Annotated in this window: 11 protein-coding genes; all 11 read right to left on the bottom strand. The window is 55.8% G+C overall.

Going from position 1 to position 24,103, the window contains the following annotated elements; genetic code table 11:
* Positions 1-22: 22 nt before the first annotated feature.
* The 11 genes from ACY1JZ_RS15825 to ACY1JZ_RS15875 all read right to left on the bottom strand — a co-directional run bounded on the left by ACY1JZ_RS15825 (position 23) and on the right by ACY1JZ_RS15875 (position 23,916).
* Positions 23-9,442: a chitobiase/beta-hexosaminidase C-terminal domain-containing protein gene (locus ACY1JZ_RS15825; protein ID WP_462630046.1), complete on the bottom strand. Its 9,420-nt coding sequence runs from the start codon at positions 9,440-9,442 to the stop codon at positions 23-25.
* A gap of 241 nt (positions 9,443-9,683) precedes the next feature.
* Entirely contained in the window at positions 9,684-11,306 is a 1,623-nt protein-coding gene (locus tag ACY1JZ_RS15830) for a glycoside hydrolase family 43 protein (protein WP_462630047.1), read from the bottom strand.
* Positions 11,303-13,315 carry a YjhG/YagF family D-xylonate dehydratase gene (locus ACY1JZ_RS15835; protein ID WP_462630048.1) on the bottom strand — a complete coding sequence of 671 codons (2,013 nt, stop codon included), beginning with the start codon at positions 13,313-13,315 and terminating at the stop codon, positions 11,303-11,305. The genes ACY1JZ_RS15830 and ACY1JZ_RS15835 overlap by 4 nt, the downstream gene beginning before the upstream one ends.
* 18 nt (positions 13,316-13,333) lie before the next feature.
* The gene (gene gucD, locus ACY1JZ_RS15840; RefSeq protein WP_462630049.1) at positions 13,334-14,815 is read right to left on the bottom strand and encodes an alpha-ketoglutaric semialdehyde dehydrogenase GucD; all 1,482 of its coding nucleotides are present in this window, start codon (positions 14,813-14,815) and stop codon (positions 13,334-13,336) included.
* A gap of 24 nt (positions 14,816-14,839) precedes the next feature.
* Entirely contained in the window at positions 14,840-15,751 is a 912-nt protein-coding gene (locus ACY1JZ_RS15845) for a fumarylacetoacetate hydrolase family protein (RefSeq protein ID WP_462630050.1), read from the bottom strand.
* A gap of 189 nt (positions 15,752-15,940) precedes the next feature.
* Positions 15,941-16,699, bottom strand: coding sequence for an IclR family transcriptional regulator (locus ACY1JZ_RS15850; RefSeq protein WP_462630051.1), 759 nt, complete (start codon positions 16,697-16,699; stop codon positions 15,941-15,943).
* A gap of 160 nt (positions 16,700-16,859) precedes the next feature.
* Positions 16,860-18,479, bottom strand: a complete 1,620-nt coding sequence (locus ACY1JZ_RS15855; RefSeq protein WP_462630052.1) for a response regulator — start codon at positions 18,477-18,479, stop codon at positions 16,860-16,862.
* A 2-nt stretch (positions 18,480-18,481) separates the two neighbouring features.
* Complete coding sequence (locus tag ACY1JZ_RS15860) at positions 18,482-20,224, bottom strand: sensor histidine kinase (protein WP_462630053.1); 1,743 nt, start codon at positions 20,222-20,224, stop codon at positions 18,482-18,484.
* 124 nt (positions 20,225-20,348) lie between these two features.
* Entirely contained in the window at positions 20,349-21,932 is a 1,584-nt protein-coding gene (locus ACY1JZ_RS15865) for an ABC transporter substrate-binding protein (RefSeq protein WP_462630054.1), read from the bottom strand.
* A 64-nt stretch (positions 21,933-21,996) separates the two neighbouring features.
* On the bottom strand, positions 21,997-22,911 hold the full coding sequence (locus ACY1JZ_RS15870; protein WP_462630055.1) for a carbohydrate ABC transporter permease: 915 nt from the start codon (positions 22,909-22,911) through the stop codon (positions 21,997-21,999).
* Between the two features lie 21 nt (positions 22,912-22,932).
* Entirely contained in the window at positions 22,933-23,916 is a 984-nt protein-coding gene (locus tag ACY1JZ_RS15875; RefSeq protein WP_462630056.1) for an ABC transporter permease, read from the bottom strand.
* Between the last annotated feature and the right edge of the window lie 187 nt (positions 23,917-24,103).

Below are 24,103 nucleotides of genomic sequence, written 5' to 3' on the forward strand. Positions count from 1 at the left end.
AGTACAGGGCGTCCGTTTACATTTAGATCAATTCAGATTGTTGCAGCAACCGCTGAATCAGCGTAGCCACCTCGGCGCGTGTAATGTTCGCCTTCGGTGCCAGCAGCTCTGCGCTGCGTCCTGTCAGGATGCCAGACTGCAAGCAATCTGCCGCGCTGTCACTCGCCCAGCTTGCGAGTGCGCCCTGGTCTGTGTACTGCCGAAGAACTGCCTCTGCTGATTGCTCCTTCAGTTGAGCCTTCAGCCCTGTCAGTGCCATCGCTTTGGCCATGATGACCATCGCCTGTTCACGGGTAATGTTCTCATTGGGACGGAAGGTGCCATCCTGGAACCCGTTCACCAGACCATATGCGGAGGCTGTAGCTACAGCGCTCGCGTACCATGCCGAAGACTTCACATCTGAGAAAGGGGTGTTGCCTTTCTCCAGCTTGAGTCCCAACCCGCGAACGATAATAGCTGCAAACTCAGCGCGCGTAATATTGCGATCCGGGCTGAACATGCCGCCCCCAGTTCCTTCGATCACCATGCGTGAGCCCATGTCATTGATCGCTTTGCCTGCCCAGTGCTGCTCTGCATCTGCAAATTCCAGCGGATGCCATACGACCGAGTAGGTGCTGTTGGTCAAGCTGTTAATGACGGCGTAGTAGATGCTATCTCTTCGCTGTACTTGGGTAGGCACATGTCGTACTGTACCATCCGGCTCGATGACGACGCCCGTCGTAATCTTGTGTGGATCGATCCCTTCAGGAAGGGCAATGCTTCTCTCCACATAGACATTGAACTTGGACACCTCTACCTTGTTGCCACCGTATTCCGCAGTAACTGTGAAATCCATCGGCAGCGCCATCAGGGTGAAGCTTCCTTGCTCAGCCGCTCTTGCAGCCGTCTGGCGGGTCGTCTCCTGCGAGGCCGCTATCTCGACCTGAATTTTGATGTCCTCCAGCTTTGCTGGCTGCCCCAGCTTGCTGCTAATATCATCAATGTTCATCTGCAGCGCAGGCAGCTTGTAGGAAGCGGTGTCTGTCCGCAGCTCCAGCACTGCTTGCTTGTTCTCCATATTTTTAATCATTTGACCATTCAGTTCACCTACGACAACATCAGAATGCAAGCGTACCGGAATCGTTACGATCGCACCATTCCCCTCAACGGCCAGCTTGCTGTCAAGCTTTTGCTGATCGATAGAGATCTTGATGACAGACTGGTCGCCGCGCGTTCCTGTAGTCGCTGTACCAGCATTTTCAACCTTTCCGTTAACGAGCACTTCAACGCCTGTCGTCGTGCCTTCGCCGCCTTGACCTGGTGTGGTGTCAGGGGTTGTTGGCGTCGAAGATGTTGATGGCGTACTTGGATAGACTGGAGCAGCAGCGATGCGCTGTGTAACGTTAAACTTCATGTCCGCCAACTGTCCAGCAGAGACCGTCACTACAGCCGTATACGTGCCGGCACTCAATCCATCCTTCGCTGTAATCGTAAAGCTTGTTGTCGCCCCGGCAATAAGTGAAGCTGCCTGTGGCTGTGTCACTACAAAGCGCTCTGCTTGCTCGCCGTCTAATCGAACCGTCAGACTAGTCAATGTTCCTGTACCTGTGTTCTTCAACGTCATCGTCTTCGTTTCTTTGCTTGTTGATGCATAGCCTTGTGTAAGCACATTGAAAGTCTGGTTCTCCAGTGCTCCTATCGCATAGATATGCTCAAGCGTGTACGTGTACGTCGTCACCTCGCTCGTCACCATACCGCTCTTCACTGCGATGGCCTTCACTGTCACGGTCACTCCTGGCGCTCCGGTGAGCGTCACGCTCGTACCGCTTGCGCTCGCAACCGTTGGGGTTGTTCCATCTACTGTGTAGTAGATCGTCGCTCCGCTTGTCGCACTGCTCAGCGTCACGTTGCTGTCCTTCGCTACCGTCGTCCCGCTCGCTACGCTTGCGGTCGGCGCTTCGACCTGCGATTCCAGCGTGTACGTGTACGTCGTCACCTCGCTCGTCACCATACCGCTCTTCATTGCGATTGCTTTCACCGTTACAGTCGCTCCTGGCGTTCCGGTGAGCGTCACGCTCGTGCCGCTTGCGCTCGCAACCGTCGGCATTGTTCCATCTACTGTGTAGTAGATTGTCGCTCCGCTTGTGGCGCTGCTCAGCGTCACGCTGCTATCCTTCGATACCGTCGTCCCGCTCGCTACATTCGCAGTTGGCGCTTCGACCTGAGACTCCAGCGTATACGTGTACGTCGAGACCTCGCTCGTCACCATACCGCTCTTCACTGCGATGGCTTTCACCGTTACATTGGCTCCTGGCGCTCCGGTGAGCGTCACGCTCGTACCACTTGCGCTCGCAATCGTTGGGGTTGTTCCATCTACTGTGTAGTAGATTGTCGCCCCGCTGGTGGCGCTGCTCAGCGTCACGCTGCTATCCTTCGATACCGTTGTGCCGCTCGCTACGCTTGCGGTCGGCGCTTCCACCTGCGATTCCAGCGTGTACGTGTACGTCGTCACTTCGCTCGTCACCATACCGCTCTTCACTGCGATGGCTTTCACTGTCACGGTCGCTCCTGGTGCTCCGGTGAGCGTTACGCTCGAACCGCTTGCGCTCGCAACCGTTGGCGTGGTGCCATCTACTGTGTAATAGATCGTCGCTCCGCTGGTGGCGCTGCTCAGCGTTACGCTGCTATCCTTTGCTATCGTTGTGCCGCTCGCTACATTCGCAGTTGGCGCTTCTACCTGCGATTCCAGCGTATACGTGTACGTCGAGACCTCGCTCGTCACCATACCGCTCTTCATTGCGATGGCCTTCACCGTTACCGTCGCTCCTGGCGCTCCGGTGAGCGTTACGCTCGTACCGCTTGCGCTCGCAACCGTTGGGGTTGTTCCATCTACTGTATAGTAGATCGTCGCTCCGCTTGTCGCGCTGCTCAACGTTACGCTGCTGTCCTTCGCTACCGTCGTCCCGCTTGCTACGCTTGCGGTCGGTGCTTCCACCTGCGATTCCAGCGTATATGTGTATGTCGACACTTCGCTCGTCACCATACCGCTCTTCACCGCGATTGCTTTCACTGTCACGGTCACTCCCGGCGCTCCAGTGAGCGTTACGCTCGTACCGCTTGCGCTCGCAACGGTTGGGGTTGTTCCATCTACTGTGTAGTAGATTGTCGCTCCGCTTGTCGCGCTGCTCAGCGTTACGCTACTGTCCTTCGATACCGTCGTCCCGCTTGCTACGCTTGCGGTCGGCGCTTCGACCTGCGACTCCAGCGTATACGTGTACGTCGTCACCTCGCTCGTCACCATACCGCTCTTCACTGCGATAGCCTTCACCGTTACCGTCGCTCCTGGTGCTCCGGTGAGCGTTACGCTCGTACCGCTTGCGCTCGCAACCGTTGGCGTCGTTCCATCTACTGTATAGTAGATTGTCGCTCCGCTGGTGGCGCTGCTCAGCGTCACGCTGCTGTCCTTCGATACCGTCGTCCCGCTCGCTACATTCGCAGTCGGCGCTTCGACCTGCAACTCCAGCGTATACGTGTACGTCGTCACCTCGCTCGTCACCATACCGTTCTTCACCGCGATGGCTTTCACCGTTACAGTGGCTCCTGGTGCTCCCGTGATCGTTACACTTGTGCCGCTGGAACTTGCACTCGTTGGCGTCGTTCCATCTACCGTGTAGTAGATCGTCGCTCCGCTGGTGGCGCTGCTCAGCGTTACACTGCTGTCCTTCGCTACCGTTGTGCCGCTCGCTACATTCGCAGTCGGCGCTTCTACCTGCGACTCCAGCGTATACGTGTATGTCGACACTTCGCTCGTCACCATGCCGCTCTTCACTGCGATAGCTTTCACTGTCACGGTCACTCCCGGCGCTCCAGTGAGCGTTACGCTCGTACCGCTTGCGCTCGCAACCGTTGGGGTTGTTCCATCTACTGTGTAGTAGATTGTCGCTCCGCTTGTCGCGCTGCTCAGCGTTACGCTACTGTCCTTCGATACCGTCGTCCCGCTTGCTACGCTTGCGGTCGGTGCTTCCACCTGCGATTCCAGCGTATATGTGTATGTCGACACTTCGCTCGTCACCATACCGCTCTTCACTGCGATGGCCTTCACCGTTACCGTCGCTCCTGGCGCTCCGGTGAGCGTCACGCTCGTGCCGCTTGCGCTCGCAACTGTTGGCGTCGTTCCATCTACTGTATAGTAGATCGTCGCTCCGCTGGTGGCGCTGCTCAGCGTTACGCTGCTGTCCTTCGCTACCGTCGTCCCGCTCGCTACGCTTGCGGTCGGCGCTTCTACCTGCGACTCCAGCGTATACGTGTACGTCGTCACCTCGCTCGTCACCATACCGCTCTTCACTGCGATGGCTTTCACCGTTACAGTGGCTCCTGGCGCTCCGGTGAGCGTCACGCTCGTACCGCTTGCGCTCGCAACCGTTGGGGTTGTTCCATCTACTGTGTAGTAGATTGTCGCCCCGCTGGTGGCGCTGCTCAGCGTCACGCTGCTATCCTTCGATACCGTCGTCCCGCTCGCTACGCTTGCGGTCGGCGCTTCGACCTGTGACTCCAGCGTATATGTGTACGTCGTCACCTCGCTCGTCACCATACCGCTCTTCACTGCGATGGCCTTCACCGTTACCGTCGCTCCTGGTGCTCCGGTGAGCGTTACGCTCGTACCGCTTGCGCTCGCAACCGTTGGCGTGGTGCCATCTACTGTGTAGTAGATCGTCGCTCCGCTTGTCGCACTGCTCAGCGTCACGTTGCTGTCCTTCGATACCGTTGTGCCGCTCGCTACATTCGCAGTCGGCGCTTCGACCTGTGCGTTGCTTGTAGTTACCGGTACAAAGTTCGAGTAGCCCCAGTAATAACCGCCTTCGACCACGAGACGGAACATATAGTCCGTATCTGCCGCAAGGCCCGTTGCTACAGCCGAAGTCGAATTTAGATCCAATGCAGCAGTAGATGCATCCTGCCAGTTGCTGCCCCCGTCTGTCGACTGCTGCAGCTTCACAGCGGTTGCTCCATTTCCTGGAGCAGGGAATGCCAAGGTAGCCGTTGTGTTTGTATGGCTTGCAGAGGACATCTGCGGCTCCATATACGTATATGGTTTGGCGGCAAATGCCATCTCGGTATAGATGTTCTTGGTGTTACCGGCAAATGTATTGGCTGTCTGCACACTATACCCTGCCTGGCCTGCCGTATCCGGCGCATTCATCGCATGCGTATTGACCGTGACAACCGCCTGATCATTGATGCCCGGATAATGATTAGTCACGTCAACACCAACAAAGTTGTTGGTCAACGTATTATTTCTAATCGTGACGGTTGTATCATAGTAGCCCACCACGCCAATTGCAGAGCTGGAATAGTTGTTATTTAGATAAGAGTCGAAACCGTCAATCGTATTATTTTCAATAAGCGTCGTTCCACCATATAGGAAAATGCCGTATTCATAACGATCCGACACCTTCAGCCGTTCCGGGTACTGGGTTCCCTTGAGTGTATTGCCTGTGATCGTCGCTTGTCCGCCGCGAATATCGATGACGTTGCGGAAGGCATTCGATTCGTCGATTTCACTGTCCGTGATCACAACCACACTTCCGTTGCCGGGGTCGGAGTGAATGCCGAAGGTGTTGCCCCTAGTTCCAGGGATATCGGTATTCTCGCCAAAAAAGTTCTGCAGCTTGGATTGATCAAATTCCAGCTTACCCCCATCTTGAACATTGATCGCAACCATCATCTTGCTGTTGCCATTGATAAGAGCCACCTGCGTCAACTTCAGATCGCCAGTCGGAGCGATATTGATCGCACCGTTACCTGTATAGCTGGTCGGAGAACCGACTGTTGCATCGCGGGAGATGACGGTAACCGGTATACCCTGGGCAATGTTGACTTCCGCTCCCTTGCCATCCACCGTCAGCTCACGGTCAATGTTCACTCCATTCACCGTATAGCTCGTGCCTCCAACCAGATTAATCACTGACACATGAGCATTCGACAGATACGCTTGGAGCGCCGCAGCATTCGCGGCGGTTACCGTCGATTGAATCTGGGTCTGGAAGCGCCAGGTTGTTTTGCCCGCAATACCTGCATAGTCATAGCCGCTGACCGTACCCTGGAATGCGCCGGCATCCACTTCCACATAATAGTCGCTGCCATACAGCAGTGTCTCGTTCGGGTTAATCGTGACCGTGTCTCCGCTGATCTGGACGTTGCTAGCCGTTGCCGGGATCGTCTCCGCTACCTCATCGTCCCATGCCTGCTTGATCATGATATTTTTGCCTATTGAGGCCGTCACACTCTCGCTAAACTTCATCGTCAGATTGGTGCTCACATCCACTCCAGTCGACTGATCGGATGGTGTCTGTGCGGCAGTGACTGTCGGGGAAGCAATATACTCATATGCCCCAAGATCAATATGGCTATCTCGTATGCGAGTGCCCCCTGTGAGGTCAATGGTACCGACTGCCTTGCTGTCATCTCCCTGATCGATGGCCTGGACAGCCGACGCCGCAAGCCGGAAATCGCCAGCTAGAGCATTAACGAATGGATTGCCATCATAAAGGTTGTTAGCAGCAACTATAGTCGCTGCATCACCGTAATTATAAATTGCCGTACTCAGGCTGTTCGTCAATGTACCATTGGCGGTATTGCCGATGAACAGGTTGTTATAGGCGTTCATGGCGACATCTGACGTTTGTATTATGAATGCTCCCGGGCCAAAAGCCCCCCCGCTTGTGTTGGATATGCTATTGTTATAGACCGTGTTATTCACAAAATTCAGCTTCACATCAACAGTATTCGCAAGCACACTCCCGTATGAGCCCAGAGCGGTGTCGCTCTGGGCCGTATTGCCATAGAAGAGTGAATTGGAAATCGTGCTGACTGCATAACTGTTAAACAGAATAACTCCCTGCAGAGCGGCGTCGCTCGTACTTGTGGACGTTAAGTGATTGCTCGCAAATACAACCCGGTTCAAATTAATCTCATAGGGAGCTACCGGAGCACCCAGCCCAGCAATCGCTGCACTGGAGGTCGTCGAGTTGGAGTTGCCCTCGAAAATGACATTATGAATCGAAACCTTGCTGTAGCTTCCGCCTGTGCCAAGCGTCGAGCCGAAGGATTGGAACGCTCCTGTCGGATCATTCAGCCCAAAGCCCGTCAGCTTCACATCCGAGAGGCTGAACGTGCCCGATCCGGTAGCCCAGATTCCTCTATGCCCGTTGCCATCGATTGTAATCGCTGGCTGTCCACTCGCATCGGTAAGTCCAGTGAGTGTAAAATTGGTCGAGTTGCTGCCGATGGTCACACTTTTATGCCCTAAGCTATCCCACTCGGTCAAATCGGATTGCAACGTAATCGTCTCCCCTGCCAAGGAAGGATCGAACACGACCTGACCGTCAGCTACATTGCCCGCCTGCTGAATCGCCCAGCGTAAGGAGCCGGGAGTATTGTCATCATGGGTATGGGTAACAGTGAACACATTGCCGCCGCTCACCTGCTCGATATTATCGAGCGTAATTTCGTCCAGCACCAGTGCTTTGAGCTCTCCGCTCGGCGCCGTGATCGTAAAGCTTGTAATCCCTTGGAAATAGGCAGCATCCGCATGAGCCGCTACATCGATCGTTAACTGGCTGCCGCCATTGCCGGATGGAAGAGCACTCCATCCACTGGCCGGGGTGGCAATGCTGCCCTTGCTGGTAGACAAAATATAGTCGGTATCATTATTGTAGCTGCCCAGTTGAATCGAGGTCAGGTCAAAGCGCTTATTTCCCTCCAGCGAGAAGGTAACGGACGACTCATCCAGATTCGAACCCCAGTCAACCGACAAGGAATCACTATCGGTCAGCGCTTCTGTAGAGAGCGGTACACTGCTGCCTAGCGGATATTTATCCGACACCGCGACCAGCGTTTCGCCGAGGATCGTTTCCTTGACAGTCTTCGTGCCGTACCCGCTGACTCCCGATTCATAATTGAACGTTATGGAGTCCTTATAATCGATGTTGGCAGATCGGACGCTGGAGGTAATGTACTTATCCCCATCAGCATCATACCAATGCTCCTCATACGTGATGGCCCATTCTCCATTAGCCAGTTGGACTTGTTGTGGATTCACCATGACCGCGTTGCTGTCCTGCAGCGACAGGCCAAGGTCAGCCGAGGACAGTACCGTTCCGTCCGTTGTGGAGAGCATCCACCTTGTTAATGTGCCGCTGCTGTTGGGCAGCAGGACTGACAACGCCCCATTGATCTCCGCCACATTCACTAGCATGGTTGCATGGTATAGAGGATCGAGCTTGTTGTAATTCATCACATTATCCGTAATTTCCTTGCCATAGAACGTTCTCGGCCCATAGACACCGTTTACCATAACTTGCTGTGTGAGCTCATTCGTGATCCGTGATGTGCCATCGCTATTATAGATCGCCACGGCCCATTTGGGATCTGCATGGCGGGGATCGTACTCTACGCTGTTTATGGTCGCAAAGCCGCCATCGCTCAAGGCGATCAGTCTATATCCCTTTGCGATGTCGCCGCCCAGCATCCAGTTGACCCGCAGCATCGGGTAGCCGCTGGCGAAGTTCGCGGGCGTGCCGTCTGCATTGAACTTGTAAATAAAATCACCCATCGGGCTGCTTGAAGACCCATCGTAAACATACGTCCACTCCTCCAGAATAAGTGAGCCATCGGCAAGCTCCGCAAGCTGAAGGCGAGCTACAGCAGGATACACTGGAGCATTCCACGGATAAGTAGGGAGAGCAACGGGTTGATTGACGTCACCGATAACCGTTTCGTTCTGCCTGATATAGGCGCCTCCGGCATACGCATAGGTCACAAGCATATCTGCGTTATTATTGAGGGCGAAGGCAATCGCAAAGCCGCCATTCTTCTGCCCCAATACTTCTATCGCTTTGGAATCCATCTTGCCTTCCTGCTCGCTGACCTTTACCGTCGGCCCAACAGGCTGGCCGGTATTATCATAGATCTGATAATACGCACGAACCTGACTACTGTCCCAATTGTTATTGGCATTAATCCAGGCAACGACGAAGCCGCCATTTTTCAATGGCGAGATCGAGGCTGATATGACATTATTATCCGCATCTGCCTCATACAAGGTCAGCGTATTAATAAGCTGATTGCTCGAATCATATACCAGCACCTTGCCTTCCATGACGGCATAGAACTCTGCGGCGTAATCGCCGCCCACCTGATGCTGCACCAGCACAGCATGTCCATTATTGGTAAGTCGAGCAATTCCTGCATTAATGTTCTGTTCATGCTCAGTTGAGCCATAGAGCAGGGCAGAGCGGATACCCGCTCCTGCCTGGACAGCAGGTACATGAAACCATGACATGATAAGAGAAGCGATCAGAATCGCAATCAAGCCTCGGTGTGCAATGCCTCTTGTTGAATAGTAAAAATCGCGATTCCTTGTTCCTCTGGAATATCCAGACCTTATCGATTTTTCTCCCATTGACTTACCGTCCTTTAGTTGTGAGATTTGAAATCAGGCCAATCTTGTGGACTTCCCCTATTTCATGCCCTTGAAAAGCACCTCCCGCTGCCGCTGTCGCTCGATAAATACGTTTTTGTTTAGCGTATCATTCACCTCTTAACAAATACTGAGCAACCCCAAATCTAAACGTAAACGCCTTTGCCAAAAATAAAAAAAGCCTTCAATTCCACAACAGGGTGGATTGAAGGCCTGAAGCACTTTATATATCCGTTTCTTCTATATAAGAGAAATAATCAAAATCTGCATGCTTGCGCATCCCGCTCAGGTCCTGAACACACAGGCCGATGAACGCGCCGGTAAAGCCCTGATCGAGCAATATTCCGTCTCTTTTTTCCTCTACATGCTCATCAGACATCTTCCCCGCATCGAGGACAGGGCCGATAGGCTGCCAGTCCTTCCCGTCTGCAGAGTAGTAAAACTGGGCGCGCTCATCATTCAGCTTCAGCTTCAGATAGACCTGTCTCCAGCCTTCCACGCTGATCTCCTGCTCGAGCGGCTCGTCATACTGGCCTTGGTCGCTGGTCAGGAGCGCCAGACTTTTGCCCCATTGCTCATCACGGCTGATCCGCACATAATACCAGTTGCGGGCATTATAATAGTAGACAAGCCCCGCCATCTGCCGATGTGTATCCGGCTCGAACTCGACCACAGTCTCCGCTTCCGCCACAAAGGATTGCTGCCGGCGCGCCACCAAACTCTGGCTATGGGATGACGAGAACGATTCCCGGCCGCGCAAGCGCAGATACCCAGGCCGTTCCTTGAGCGACAGCCATCGCTCATCGGCTGGTTCACGCAAGGTGTTCAGATGGATATTCAAGATTGGATCAGAGAAGTCGTCCTTGCCGGTGCCATGGAAGGACTCCGGGAAGCTATGCTCCGCCAGACCCGCCGGGGCCGGCACCTCCAGCATCGGCTCGTTGCCGCCAGACTCCAGCCGCAGCCAGCCATCTGCTGTCCACTGCACCTTCTGGATCGCTGTCTCGCGCCCGAGGTTGCAGGTACGCGAGGCCGCTAGCGGTCTGCCGCATAGATGCACCATGTACCATTCGCCGTGCTGGGTCTCAACAAGGTCAGCGTGCCCCGCCCGCTGCAGCGGCAATGCCGGGTTATGACGGGACGTCAGCATCGGATTGCTCGGGTCGACCTCGTATGGCCCAAGCAGCGATGTGGAGCGTGCAACGGTAACCGCATGATTCCAGCGAGTTCCCCCCTCGGCTGTGATCAGATAATAATAATCACCGCGTTTGTACAGATGAGGCCCTTCTGTCAAGCCCAGCTCCGTACCGCTGAACAGAGGATGAACCGGGCCGATCAGACGGCGCTCCTGCTCATCATACTGCTGCATTACGATGCCGCTGAACCGATTCCTCCCCTTGCGGTGATCCCAGGTCATGTTGAGCAGCCACTTGCTTCCGTCCTCATCATGATAGAGCGATGGATCGAAGCCGCTGCTGTTCAGATAGACCGGCTCAGACCAGGGGCCCATAATATTCGTGGCGGTCACCACATAATTATGCGTGTCCTTGAACGGGCCGATATGACTCTTTACATCCGTATAGACGAGATAATATGTTCCCTTGTCATAGCTTAGGCACGGTGCCCAGATGCCTCCGGAATCCGGGTTGCCCCGCATCTCCAGTTGATCTGGACGTGTAAGCGGATGGGTCAGCAGCCGCCAATTCTTCAAATCTCGCGAATGATGAATCTGTACGCCTGGATACCATTCGAAGGTTGAAGTTGCAATATAGTAGTCGTCCCCGACACGTATGATCGAGGGATCGGGGTTAAAGCCCTTCAAAATCGGGTTGGTTATCGGCTTCATGTCTCGCTCCTTCTATCGTGTGTCCCGTGTTCTTCGGCCGCCAACGCGCGCATACCCGCTTGCAGCGTCTGTATAATCCGATCCGCATCATAGACACAGCCTTGCCATGTCCCCCCGCTGGCCGCTTGCAGGGCGGCCCACAGACGGGTATCATCCGGCAGCTCGGCATCCTCTTGCAGCCCCGGATGAGGCGATCTGGACGCCAGCAGCGCGGCGCCCTCCTCTGGCGATAACGGCTCATCGCCTCTGCCGACCATATGGAGCGAGCCCTCTAGCTTGCGCGTATCGATCCGTATATCGATCCAGTCACCGTCCCTTAGCTTGCCGACCGGACCGCCAGCGAGCGCCTCCGGGCCGATATGTCCGATACAGGCGCCAGTGGATACACCGGAGAATCGGGCATCGGTCAGCAGCGATACTTGCTTGCCATAGGACAGATGCTTGAGCGCCGAGGTTAGCTGGTAGGTCTCCTCCATCCCTGTGCCGGAAGGACCGCGACCGATCAGCGCAATGATGTCGCCCGGTGCGATGCCGCCCGTCTTGATCGCTCGGATCGCATCGCGCTCGGTCGTGAACACCTTCGCCCTGCCGACATGGCGGAATACCCCTTCCGCGTCCAGCATGGATGGATCGATCGCCGTCGACTTGATGACAGCTCCCTCCGGGGCGATATTCCCCTTCGGAAAGGTGACCGTAGAGGAGAGTCCTGCCGCACGAGCCTCAGTCGGGCTATAAATGACCGTGTCTGGATCGATGCCCTCTGTGTCGGAGAGATAAGCGCGCATCCGCGCACGACGCTCCGATGACTCCCACCAGTCCAGTGTCTGCCCCAGTGTCGTACCGGACACCGTCAGCACGCTCTCATCCAGCACGCCCAGCTTCCGCAGATGCAGCATTACCTCCGGCACGCCGCCAGCAAGAAAGACGCGAACGGTCGGATGCGGCACAGGACCGTTCGGCAGCACACTGACCAGCCGCGGAACACTGCGATTGACCTCCGCCCAATCGCCAGCGTCCGGCACTCGAAGGGAGGCCGCATGTGCAATGGCAGGGATGTGCAGCAGTAGATTGGTGGAGCCGCCGAATGCTGCATGCACCACCATCGCATTGCGGATCGATGCATCGGTTAGCAGGTCGCCCATCGTCAGACCACTGGCAGCAAGCCCCATCGCGGCACGGGCAGATTGGCGCGCCATCTCGGCCCATACCGGCTGACCGGACGGGGCGAGCGCCGCATGCGGCACCGTCATGCCGAGCGCTTCGGCGACCACCTGCGCGGTGCCCGCCGTCCCGAGAAACTGGCAGCCCCCGCCCGGTGTCGCGCAGGCGCGGCAGCCGAGATCGGCCGCTTCCTCCAGCGACAGCTCCCCGGCAGCATAGCGCGCTCCGATGGTCTGTATCTTGCCCGCATCCTCGCCGCGCGTCGGCGGCAGTGTGACACCCCCTGGCACGATGACTCCCGGAATCTGCTTCATGCCGGCCAGCGCGACCATCATGGCTGGCAGCCCCTTGTCACAGGTCGCCACCCCCATCACAGCCGCGCGCGTCGGCAAGGAACGAATCAGCCGCCGAACGACGATCGCTGCATCATTGCGATACGGCAGCGAATCATACATGCCGGATGTCCCTTGCGAGCGTCCATCGCACGGATCGCTGACATAGCCAGCAAAGGGAATATTCCCCGCAGCGGTAATCTCCGCCGCCGCCTCCTTCATGAGCAGGCCGATCTCCCAATGTCCAGTATGGTAACCAAGCGCAGCAGGCGTGCCGTCCTCGTTGCGGATACCGCCCATCGTGCCCATAATGAGCACCTCCCTGCCGCGCAGCCGATCTGGTGTCCACCCCATGCCCACATTCTGGCTCCAGCCGAACAGATTGCCGCTCGGCGAATGGAGCAGCATCTCCGGCGTCAACGGCAGCTTGCCGGAAGGGCCGGGGGCATGGGTCGCGATCTGAAAGTACGGCTCCTCGCCATCTTGCCCCATTACAGCTTGCAAACGTTCGAGCATCGTATGCTCCTCCTCCGGTTAAGGCTTCACGAACACGGTCTTGATCGATGTGTAGAACTCAATAGCTGCCTGTCCCTGCTCGCGCGAATGAGAGCTGGATTGCTTCATACCGCCAAATGGCGCCTGCAGCTCGACTCCAGCCGTTTCCGCATTGATGCGAACAAGCCCCGCCTCAGATTCCCGGATGAAGGCGAACGCACTGCTGAGATCACGCGTATAAAGCGACGCACTTAGGCCGAACTCCGTGTCGTTTGCCAGGCGGAATGCCTCCTCCAGATCGGCAGCTTCCATGAGCGCCAGCACCGGACCGAAGATTTCCTCGCGCCCGATCTTCATCGCCGTCGTTACACCCTCGAATACAGTTGGAGCGACATAGTAGCCGTCCGCGAGCGCGGCATCCTCTAGCTCAAGGCCACCTGCGATCAGTTCGGCGCCCTCCTCGACGCCTGCATGAATATAGCGCTTGACCGTGTTATATTGCTTCTCGCTGGCACAAGGGCCGAGCCAGGTGGTTGCATCCAGGCCGTCTCCCAGCTTAAGCTCATTCACCTTAGCCAGCAGCTTCTCCTTGAACGCCTCGTACACCTCGGCTACGACGATGACCCGGCTCGTCGCCGTACACTTCTGACCGGTCGAGCGCAGCCCACCGCTGATCGTGCCGTCGACAGCCAGGTCGAGATCGGCATCTGCTGCTATGATAACCGGATTCTTCCCGCCCATCTCCAGTTGATACTTGGCTCCGCGAGCCAGCGCAGCCTGGCCGACCTGCTTGCCGACCGCGTTGGAGCCTGTGAAGGTGATGCCATGAATGCCCGGGTGAGCAGAGATCGCTTGACCGATCACAGCACCGTCGCCAATGACCATATTGGCTACCCCTGCCGGCAAGCCAGCATCATGCAGGCATTCCATAACGAGCGCCGCCGTAACGGATGTCTCGGCTGCCGGCTTCCAGACGACCGCATTGCCATAGATCAGCGCTGGCGCCATCTTCCATATCGGGATCGCGACCGGGAAGTTCCATGGCGAGATGACGCCGACAACTCCGAGCGGCACGCGCGTCGTAAACATCACCGCGTCCGCATCTGTCGACGGAATGACATCGCCGATCGGCCGCATGCCTTCACCCGCATAATAGCGGAGGATCGCCGCTCCGCGTGCCGTCTCGCCCTTGGCCTCGCCCAGCGTCTTCCCCATCTCGCGGGTCATCGTCCGTCCAACGATTTCCATGCGGCTCTCCAATAGATCCGCAGCCTTGTATAGAATCGCTCCGCGCTGCGCGCCAGTCAGTCTGCCCCAGTTACGCCGAGCCGCCTCCGCTGCCGCTACCGCCTCCTCCAGATCCTTCGCATCCGAAGCTGGCGCCATGCCGACCGTGTCGCCGCGGCGCGCCGGGTTCAGGCTCGCCATCCGTTCTCCAGACTGTGGAGCCTTCCATTGTCCGCCAATGTAATTATCAATAATTACGTGATCTCCAGCTTGCACTTGTTCATAGATACTCATTTGTTATTCCCTCCGATTCTTATATCAGTTCAATCCCGTTACACTCATAGCCGCCAGTTCATGCGCGCCAACGGCTTCGTTCACCAAGACGCCTAGGCTGTCAATCTCAATTTCAATTCGGTCGCCAGGGGTCAGTGTGAACTGATTCGGCGGCACCAAGCCTGTGCCCGTCAGCAGCACGGTACCAGCGAACAGCTCATTATCCCGTGCCAGGAAGCCCACCAGTTCCTCGTAACGCCGCTTCAATTGAGCGGTGTTCGCCGACTCGTCAACCAGCTTCTCGCCATCACGATAGATGCGGCAGCTTATCTGAAGCGCATACGGATCGGTTACAGTCTCGGCCAGACGGATGAATGGCCCGATCGCGCAAGAGCGCTTCCAAACCTTCGCCTGTGGCAGGTAGAGCGGATTATCCCCTTCGATGTCCCGGCAGCTCATATCATTGCCGATCGTATAGCCGACGATCGTCCCGTCGCTATCCAGCACCAGCCCCAGCTCCGCTTCCGGTACTTGCCAGGTTGAATCCCCACGCAGGCCGACACGCTCTCCCGGTCCAACAGTACGAGCTGCCGTCGACTTGAGGAACAGCTCCGGTCGCTCCGCATCATATACCTTGTCGTAGAACGTCTCGGGAGCTGGCTTGCCTCCGGTCGCTTCATAGTTGCGCGCCTCGCGGCTACGCATATACGTTACGCCAGCAGCCCATACCTCTGGTGCAACAATCGGCGTCAACAGCTCCAGCTCCTCTACGGGGCGTTCGATGGGCGAGCCTCCTTCGATCAGCTTCGACACATGTGCCGCCGGTTGCAGCCCTGCCGCTCTCGCCTCCTGAACCAGTGTCATGAAATCTGGCGCGTCCAGCCGATAGGCCTTGCCCTCATCCGTCCATACTCCAAGATGAATGTGCGATTGTTCCTTATATCGAAATATGCGCATAAGTCCTCCTAATTTGTTTTATAATATAAAACCAAGTTTTGAAAAATAAGCAGACCTTCGGTCAAGCGTAAACGACTGCCAAGAGCAACCCTTTCGACCTTCAACCAGCTATTGGTGAAATGCACGCGGCTTGCCAGACAACGACTCTATTCCAACTGCACGTTATCCAGCAAGCTCCCGAAAGCTTCCCTACCGCGCGCGATACCCGAGCCCAGCCGACACCTGCTCAGCCGTGCCTCGCAGCTTCGCAACCAGCACAGCCAATTCCTCATCGCCTACCGCCGAGGCCATGGTAGAGATGCTGATTGCCGCGATGACATGACCCGCATGGTCATAGACAGGAGCAGCGGCGCAGCGCACGCCAGGCTCATTCTCCTCACGGTCGTATGCGACGCCTTCATCACGCACGATCCGCAGCTCCTCCAGAAATGCAGCTTCTCCGGCAATTGTATGCTGTGTAAGAATCGTATATTCGTAGCCTGCGAGCACGCTGCGAAGCTCTGCCTCCGGCATGAAGGCAGCCAGCACCTTGCCAACCGCGCTGCTGTGCAGCGACACACGGCGGCCGATGCGGGAATAGCGAATCGCCGCCTTGCTTCCTTCGACCTTGTCGATATAGACACCCTCCGCTCCGTCCCGAATGACGAGATGTACGGATTGACCCGTCTCGCCGGACAAGGCATGGAGATGGCTGCCCGCAATCTCCCGAATGTCGAAGCTCTGGAGCATCTGCTGCCCTTTCTCCAGCACGTGCATGCCAAGACGATACAGGCCCTTCTCATCTTGCTCAATATAACGATGCTTCTGCAGCGTCTTGAGCAAGGAATGCACCGTGCTCTTGTGCAGCCCGACGCGAGCGCTGATGTCGGTAATCTTCAATTCGCGGGTGGACTCGTCGAACAGGTCCAGGATCGTAAGCGCACGATCAACTGACTGAATGATGGGCATGAATCGAACAAGCCTTTCATGGTTTAATATTATAGAACTTGGTTTGATAATATATTACCAAATGCGAGCCCCAGCGTCTAGCCCTGCGCACACATCAACGAAGCCAGCTCCCCGACCTGATGTCGATCCATCCGGGATCAGCCTCCCTGTACAGACACACCTAGCCCTCCCCCCTGCGTTTCGCCCGATATTGCTGCGGTGTAACGCCGACTACACGCTTGAACAGATTGGAGAAGCTGCCCAGACTCGTATACCCGACACGCTCTGCAATCTCGGTAATCTTGTATTCGGTCTCCTCCAGCAGCCGCTTGGCCTCCTGGATGCGCTCCTGAATAATGGCGTCCCATAAGGACAGGCCCGTCTCCTTCTTATACATCCGCGACAGATAGGCCGGGTTCAGGTACACATGGGCAGCCAGCTCCTCTCGGGTGATCTCCTCATTGAGATGAGCGCGGATATAATGGCGGATTTTGGCGACTACGGTGGAGGAGACATTGTTGCTTGCTCTTAGCAACTGGCCTGCTGCTTCGCAGCATTCCATCGTCCAGCTCTGCAACGCCGTCAGATGCTTGGGATAGCTCTCGCGCTCGGTCAGCATCTTCAGAGCGGAGGACTCGTGCAGACTCAGCCCCTTCTTCGCCAGCAACGTATAGATAATGAACAAGGTTCCATGGATGAACTGATCCAGCGATTCCTTCGTCCATCCGCCCGCCTGGCTGGCGAACCATTGCCGCACCCGGCGGCTCAGCTCCTCCAGCTCGCCAAGCTCCAGCAGGGTCGCCCACTCCGGGAACAAGGTGAGCGGAGCCGCAGCCGGCAGCAGCTCTCTGAGCTTATCCGGCGGACAGGAGGAGGAGAACACCTGGCGGGAGCGGCTAATATTGCTCTGCTCCTGCTCGGTGACATGGACATAGGCGCCGACTATGCCGGTTAGCGGCACCGGAGGGCTGATATAGACCGATAAGGAGCAGCGGAGCAGCCGCTCGCATTCACTAAGGAAGCTGCGGCTATTATGCTCCAGGATGCTCGTAATCGGCCTGCTGTCGCTCCGCTCATACACGATGGCGACGTTCAAGCCCGCATGATCCTGCAGCACCACGCCCTCCAGACCGCGAAGCACCACCTCTCCGGCAATATTACGGAGTGCGTACTCCATGATCGCCTCGTCGCGTGCGCTCAGATTCAGCTCCCACTGCTCCAGCCCGAACAGGACGACGACATATCGATCCTCTGGAGTAAAGCTCAGGCCGCAGGCCGCCAGGGAGCGCTCCAGCGAGTGCGGATGCAGCGACTCTCGCCGGCTGAGGACATCCTGCCAGAAGCGCTCGATCAGCACAGGAAGCTGCAGCTTCCATTTTCGCTGATAGTCCTCCAGCAATCCCTTATACGTCTCCTGCTCCTTCTGCTCGCGCACCTCATCGAAGGCATGTCCCGCAACCTTCTTCAACTGTGCATAATCGACCGGCTTGAGCAGGTAATGAAAGGCTCCGTGTGAAATGGCTCGCTGGGCATACTCAAAATCGGCATGGCAGGTGAGCATCACGGTACGTGTACCGGGGGAATGCTCCTCCACCCAAGCCAGCAGCTCCAGCCCGTCCTGACCCGGCATCTCAATATCGCAGATGAGCAGATCGATCGCCTGCGTCTGGAAACAGGCTATCGCCTGCTCCACGTTATCCGCCAACTGAACATCACTGACGTCCAGCTCGCTCCAATTCACCCCCTGCTGCAAGCCGAGCAAGGCAAAATATTGGTCATCCACAATCAGTACGCGATACATCGCTAGCCTCCTCCTCTATGCACGGGCAGAATCAATTCCACCCTGGCGCCGCCCTGCGGATGATTGTCAAATGTGAGCTGCGCCTTCCCTTCATAAGCCATCGCAAGCCGTCTGCGCACATTCCAGATGCCCAACTGCCGATCTGTCGGCTCGCGCTCATAAACCCCGCGGTTCAGCATAGCAAGCTGCTCCAGCGTAAACCCCGGTCCCGAGTCGCGAACGCGAATCGCTACCTGCTCGGTTCCGTCCTCTACGAGGACTCTCTCGGCCGACAAGCCCAGCTCGAATGGCTTCGCATTGCTGACAAATCCATGCTTCATCGCATTCTCCACAAACGGCTGCACCAGCAGCGGCGGTATGAGCATGCCCTCCAGCTCCTGCGGCAGTTGCTCGCGGAAGGTCAGCTTGCCCGGATACATCACCATCTGAATCTCGATATAGTTGCGAATATGGTTGACCTCGCTTAGGAGTGGGATCCAGGCATCATTCGTATTCATAATAAATCGGAAATAAGACACCAGATGACTGACCATCTTCTGGCTGAGCCCGAGCTGCTTCAGCTCGACCAATTGATATACGATGTTCAAGGAGTTCATGAAGAAATGAGGGTTAATCTGAGCCTGCAGATGCTTCAGCTCGGCCTGCTGCACCTTCATCTGCTCCTCATAGACCCCAATCTTCAGATCTCCGATCTGCTCCGCCATCCAGTTGAATTGCTGCGTAATCATCTGAAACTCGCTCGATTTCTCCTCCTTCAGCCGATAATCCAGTTGCCCCTTGCCCAGCAGACGCATCCCGCTCATCAGCGAATGAATCGGACGGAAGACGAGTCGGCTGAGCAGCGCGAGCAGCACGGCCAGCAGCACGATCACTGCTAACGGAATAAACTGAATGACGCGCTCGAACAGCAGCAGCTCATCCAGCAGCGACTTCTCGTCCAGCAGGATAAACACCTGCAGCGGCGAGAAGAGCGACTGCCGCCCCAGCACGAGATAGTTCTCGCCAGCGCCCAGACGGAGGATGCTGCCGCGTGAATGGGTCTGGTCATTGAGCAGACCGAGAATCCCTGTCAGATCGGCGCTGTCGAATTCCCCCCACAGCAGCTCGCTGGAATCGGAGACGATGCCGATCCTCTCGCCGCTTCGGGTGGACTCTAGCTGGGTTAATGGCTGTGCCAGCGCATCGATGCTGACGAGGATGCCGGCGAGCAGCCGGCCGCTGCGATCTGGCACCGCCTTGTACAAGGCGGGCTCGCCGCCGACGGTTACGATCTCCCACTTCATCGAGGTCGGGAGCTTGAAGGTTTCGAGCTGCGAGGACAGGTCGGCACGGATAGCGTCCCGCTCCTGGTAATACTCGTGGTTACTGCTCAGATATAGCTCATCTCGCTGCTGATGATAGACGAATACCGTGCGGATAATGGAGTAATAGCTGACATCGTTATACCATTGATCCATCAATTTACGCAGTGCCACATAATAGCTGACGCTATTCGGGTCGCTGACCGAATACAGCTCCAGCAGCAGATTCTCATTGGCGGTGCGGATGAGGTAGGCGCTGGTCTGCTCCAGCAGCTCGTCCAATGTGCTCAGGTGCAGCGCCAGCGTATCTGAGGCATAGCTGGATACCTTCTCCCGCACGATGTTTCGGGAATAGATATTCGTGTAATACAGGAAGAAGAAAATCGGCACCACCAGGAGAAGAACGAGTACGCTCACTTTGAACCTCAAGGATAGTCTAGTCATGCTGCTTTTCCCCTTATCTAGCATCTGCAAGCGACGAAAGGAGGAAGACCCTCAAGGTCTCCCTCCAATATACCCGCTCACGCTTCGTCTGCCGCTGCGATCTGTGCGGCTAGAGAGAAACGGATCAGGACTGCTTGGCCTTCCATTCATCATATTGCTTTTGCGCCTCATCGCGAATTTTCTCAATCCCGTTCGCTTTGAGCTTCTCATTGTATTCCTTCAATACCTTGTCGGCATCCAATGTGCCAGTCTCCAGAATCGGACGGTACTCCTTCACAATATTGCTGATGATTGATACTTCCGTCTTGACCGCCCCTGTATTGAAGTTGAAGCCGAAGGATTTCATTTTATGCGCCTTGTTATTGTATTCCTTGAACTTCTCCCACTTGTCCGCGCTCTCGCCTTCCCATAGATAGGTCAACGTCTGATTGCCGAACATCCACTCGATGCCCGGCGCCCAGCCTGTATCGACACGGCTTTTTACGCCATCTGGCAGCTTGATGAAGTTCTCTTGGCCTTCTACCTTTACATATTGTCTGCCCTCGACGCCAAAATCAATCAGATTGATCAGATGCTTGTCGGTATGAAGCAGGTTCAGCAGCATCATCGTCCGTTCCGGGTCGACGGATGTGCGCCCGATCGCCATCATGGAGTTGCTGACGCTGGCGGTGCTGATCTCAGGGTCCTTGCCTGCCAGCTTGACCAGCTCAATGCCCGTTGCGAGCGAATCCTCTTTATCCGAATCCGGCTTGTCGGAGCCGAATTTCATCCAGGTCTTCCCGGCCTTGAGCGCATCCTCTGTGCTCGTCTTGGTCGTGGCCGAATCCTGGTTGATGTAGCCTTTCTTGTACCAGTCATGATAGAGCTTGATCCGGTAGATCGCCGCTTCGGAATCCATCGTGCTGACGATCATCTTGTCTGTCTTCGTATCCAGCAGGATGACAGCAGGCGCGCCCGCCACCAGCTCATAGCGGAAATCATCCTGAATGCTGATTCTTGTCTTGTCGAAGTAGCCCAGCGTATCCGAACCGCTGCCTGCCAGCCAGATCGGCGCAATGCCCGGCTCGTTCTTCTTGATGGTCTCCAGCCAAGGCTCCAGATCCTCCAGCGTGTTGATCGTATTGACGTCAAAGCCGTATTTGTCGATCAATTCCTTCTTGAACATGATGGTGTGGCTTTCGCCAATTTCCTTGTTCGTCGGAATTGCATAGATTTTGCCATTGACCGTGCCGCCTTCGAGGAAGCGCGGGTCCAGTGTTTCCTTGATTCCTTGACCGTATTTGTCAAGCAGCTCGTCGAGCGGCAGGAAGGCTCCCTTGGCTACGTTGTTGGCGAAGTCAGCCCAGTTCGGCGCGAAGGTCAAGTCCACCTGCTCCCCGGACTGATACGCAAGCGTCATCTTCTCCGCCCACGACGACCATGGCAGTCCCTGGAAATCAATCTCGGCATTGATTTTCTCTTTCAGATACTTGTTGATTTCGTCGACAACGGCCTTCGAATCCTTCTGCGGGAAACTTCCCACTGTGTATACCTTGAGCTTGCGGTACTCGGACGTATCGGAATTGCCGGAAGCTCCGGCTTCGGTGCTGCTCCCCTTGCCCTTGGATTCCCCGCCTGACGAGCCCGAGCCGCTGCTGCAGCCGGAGATTACCAGTGTAAGCGCCAGCATCATGGTAATTCCCATGCGCCATCCTTTAATTACGTTCATTGTGTATGCCTCCCCAATTAGTGTATCATATCGCCCTTGGACCGATAAGTCCTGGCAGCATCTATCAGCCCTTAATTGCGCCGACAGTCAAGCCCTTCGTGAAGTATTTCTGGAAGAACGGATAGACGAACAGGATCGGGCCGATCGAGACGACGACCATCGCCATCCGCAGACTCTCAGTTGGTACAGCCTCCTGCACCAGCAGGCCCACTCCAGTTCCCGCCAGTTGGTTCTTGAAGAACTCCGCCTGGCGAATCATCTGTATCATCACATATTGCAAGGAATATTTATCCACATCATTAATGAACAACATCGAATTGAACCAATCATTCCAATACATCAAGGTAGTGAACAGCCCTACCGTCGCCAGCACGGGCAGTGAGATCGGCAGCACGAGCTGGAAGAAGATTCGCCATTCCGATGCCCCGTCCAATTTGCCTGATTCAATCATCTCCTCCGGGATCGTCTGCTGGAAGAAGGTGCGCGTGATGAAGATGTAGAACGCGCTGGACAGCCCCGGCAGTATAAGCGCAAGCAGTGAATCCCTCAGTCCCAGATAGTTGATATACAGCAGATAGAACGGTACCAGCCCTCCCGAGAATAGCATCGTAATGAGCAGGTAGAAGCTGAAGAACTTCTTGAACGGGAAATCCTTGCGGTAGATCGGGTAAGCGTACAGCGCAATGAGCAGCACAGCCAGCACGCTGCCGACGATCGTCACAGTCAATGTCACCCCGTAGGCCTTGAGCAGCGTCGTCGAGTCCGTGAACATGAACTTGTAGGCGGACAGATCGATCTGATCCGGCCAGAACTTGTACCCGCTCAAGGTTAATGCTTGCTCATTAGAGAGCGAGATGGCCACGATAAGCACGATCGGCATGATGCAGGCCAGACTTAACAAAATAAAAAACAGATGCAGCAGCAATGAAGCCAGCTTAGGAACGCGTTGATAAGGTTTAATTACTTCCGCTTGTTTCATGAGCATTCTCCATTCCAGCCTCTAGAAGAGCGCTGTATCACGATTGATTTTGCGAGCCAGCATATTGGCGCCGATGACCAGGAAGAATCCAACAATCGACTGGTAAAAGTTCGCCGCAGAGGACATACCCAGATCGTTCAACTGAATCAGGCCCCGATAGACGTAGGTGTCGATGACATCTGTCGTGGAGCGCAGCGCCCCGGAGTCCAGTGTCACATGGTAGAACAGGCCGAAGTCAGAGCGGAAGATGCCGCCCAGATTCAAGATGGTCAAGATAACCATAATCGGCGTCAGCAGCGGGATCGTAATCGAGGTAATAAGCCGCCACTTGGAGGCGCCATCCATCACTGCAGCCTCGTACAGCTCCTCGCTAATGCCGGTAATCGCCGCCAGATAGATGACACTGCCGATACCGACCGAGTGCCACATCTTCGTCAGCCACAAAATATAAGGCCATGCCTCGGCATGCATGTATGCGTTGACCCCTTCATATCCGAACAGTGGCAGCACATGCTTCACCAGAAAGCCATATTCGGGATGAAGGAAGGCGTAGACAATATAGCTGACGACGACCATGGACAGAAAATTCGGCATAATCATCACGGTCTGATAAAACTTGGAGGCCAGCTTGACGCGAATTTCATTCACGGCAATCGCGATCCCTACAGACAGAACCAAGCCAGTAATAAGAAATACGACATTGTATCCTACCGTATTCACCGTCACGCGCCAGGCATCTGAGGTAGCGAACAGGAAGCGGAAGTTGTCGAGTCCCGCCCACGGGCTGCCCATTATGCCGTCGATATAGTTGACGTTCTTGAAGGCGATGAATACGCCGAACATCGGGATATAGCAGTTGATGAAGAAGATAATAGCTGTCGGCAGCAGCATGAACAGCAGCACCCGGTATCGTACAATGTTTTGCAGCAGCAGTCGGAATCGGCCCTGATTCGGTGCGGCTAGCGATGGTTCTCTAGGCTGTTTCTTCGCAAAAGGAATACCCATGCCTGTTGTCCTCCCTATCGTCGATCTGTCTAATGCAATCATTATACCTGCGGGTGCAGCCGCTTCTCTCTATCGCAAGTGACCTGTTTTATTCAAAAGTGACTTCTTCCCTCTGCCGTAAGCAACTGAAGTCGCTTAGACAGCACAACAGCCTGCATGACCTCACTCTGGACAAGAGTGTGATCAT

The sequence above is a fragment of the Paenibacillus sp. J5 genome, assembly GCF_054955055.1.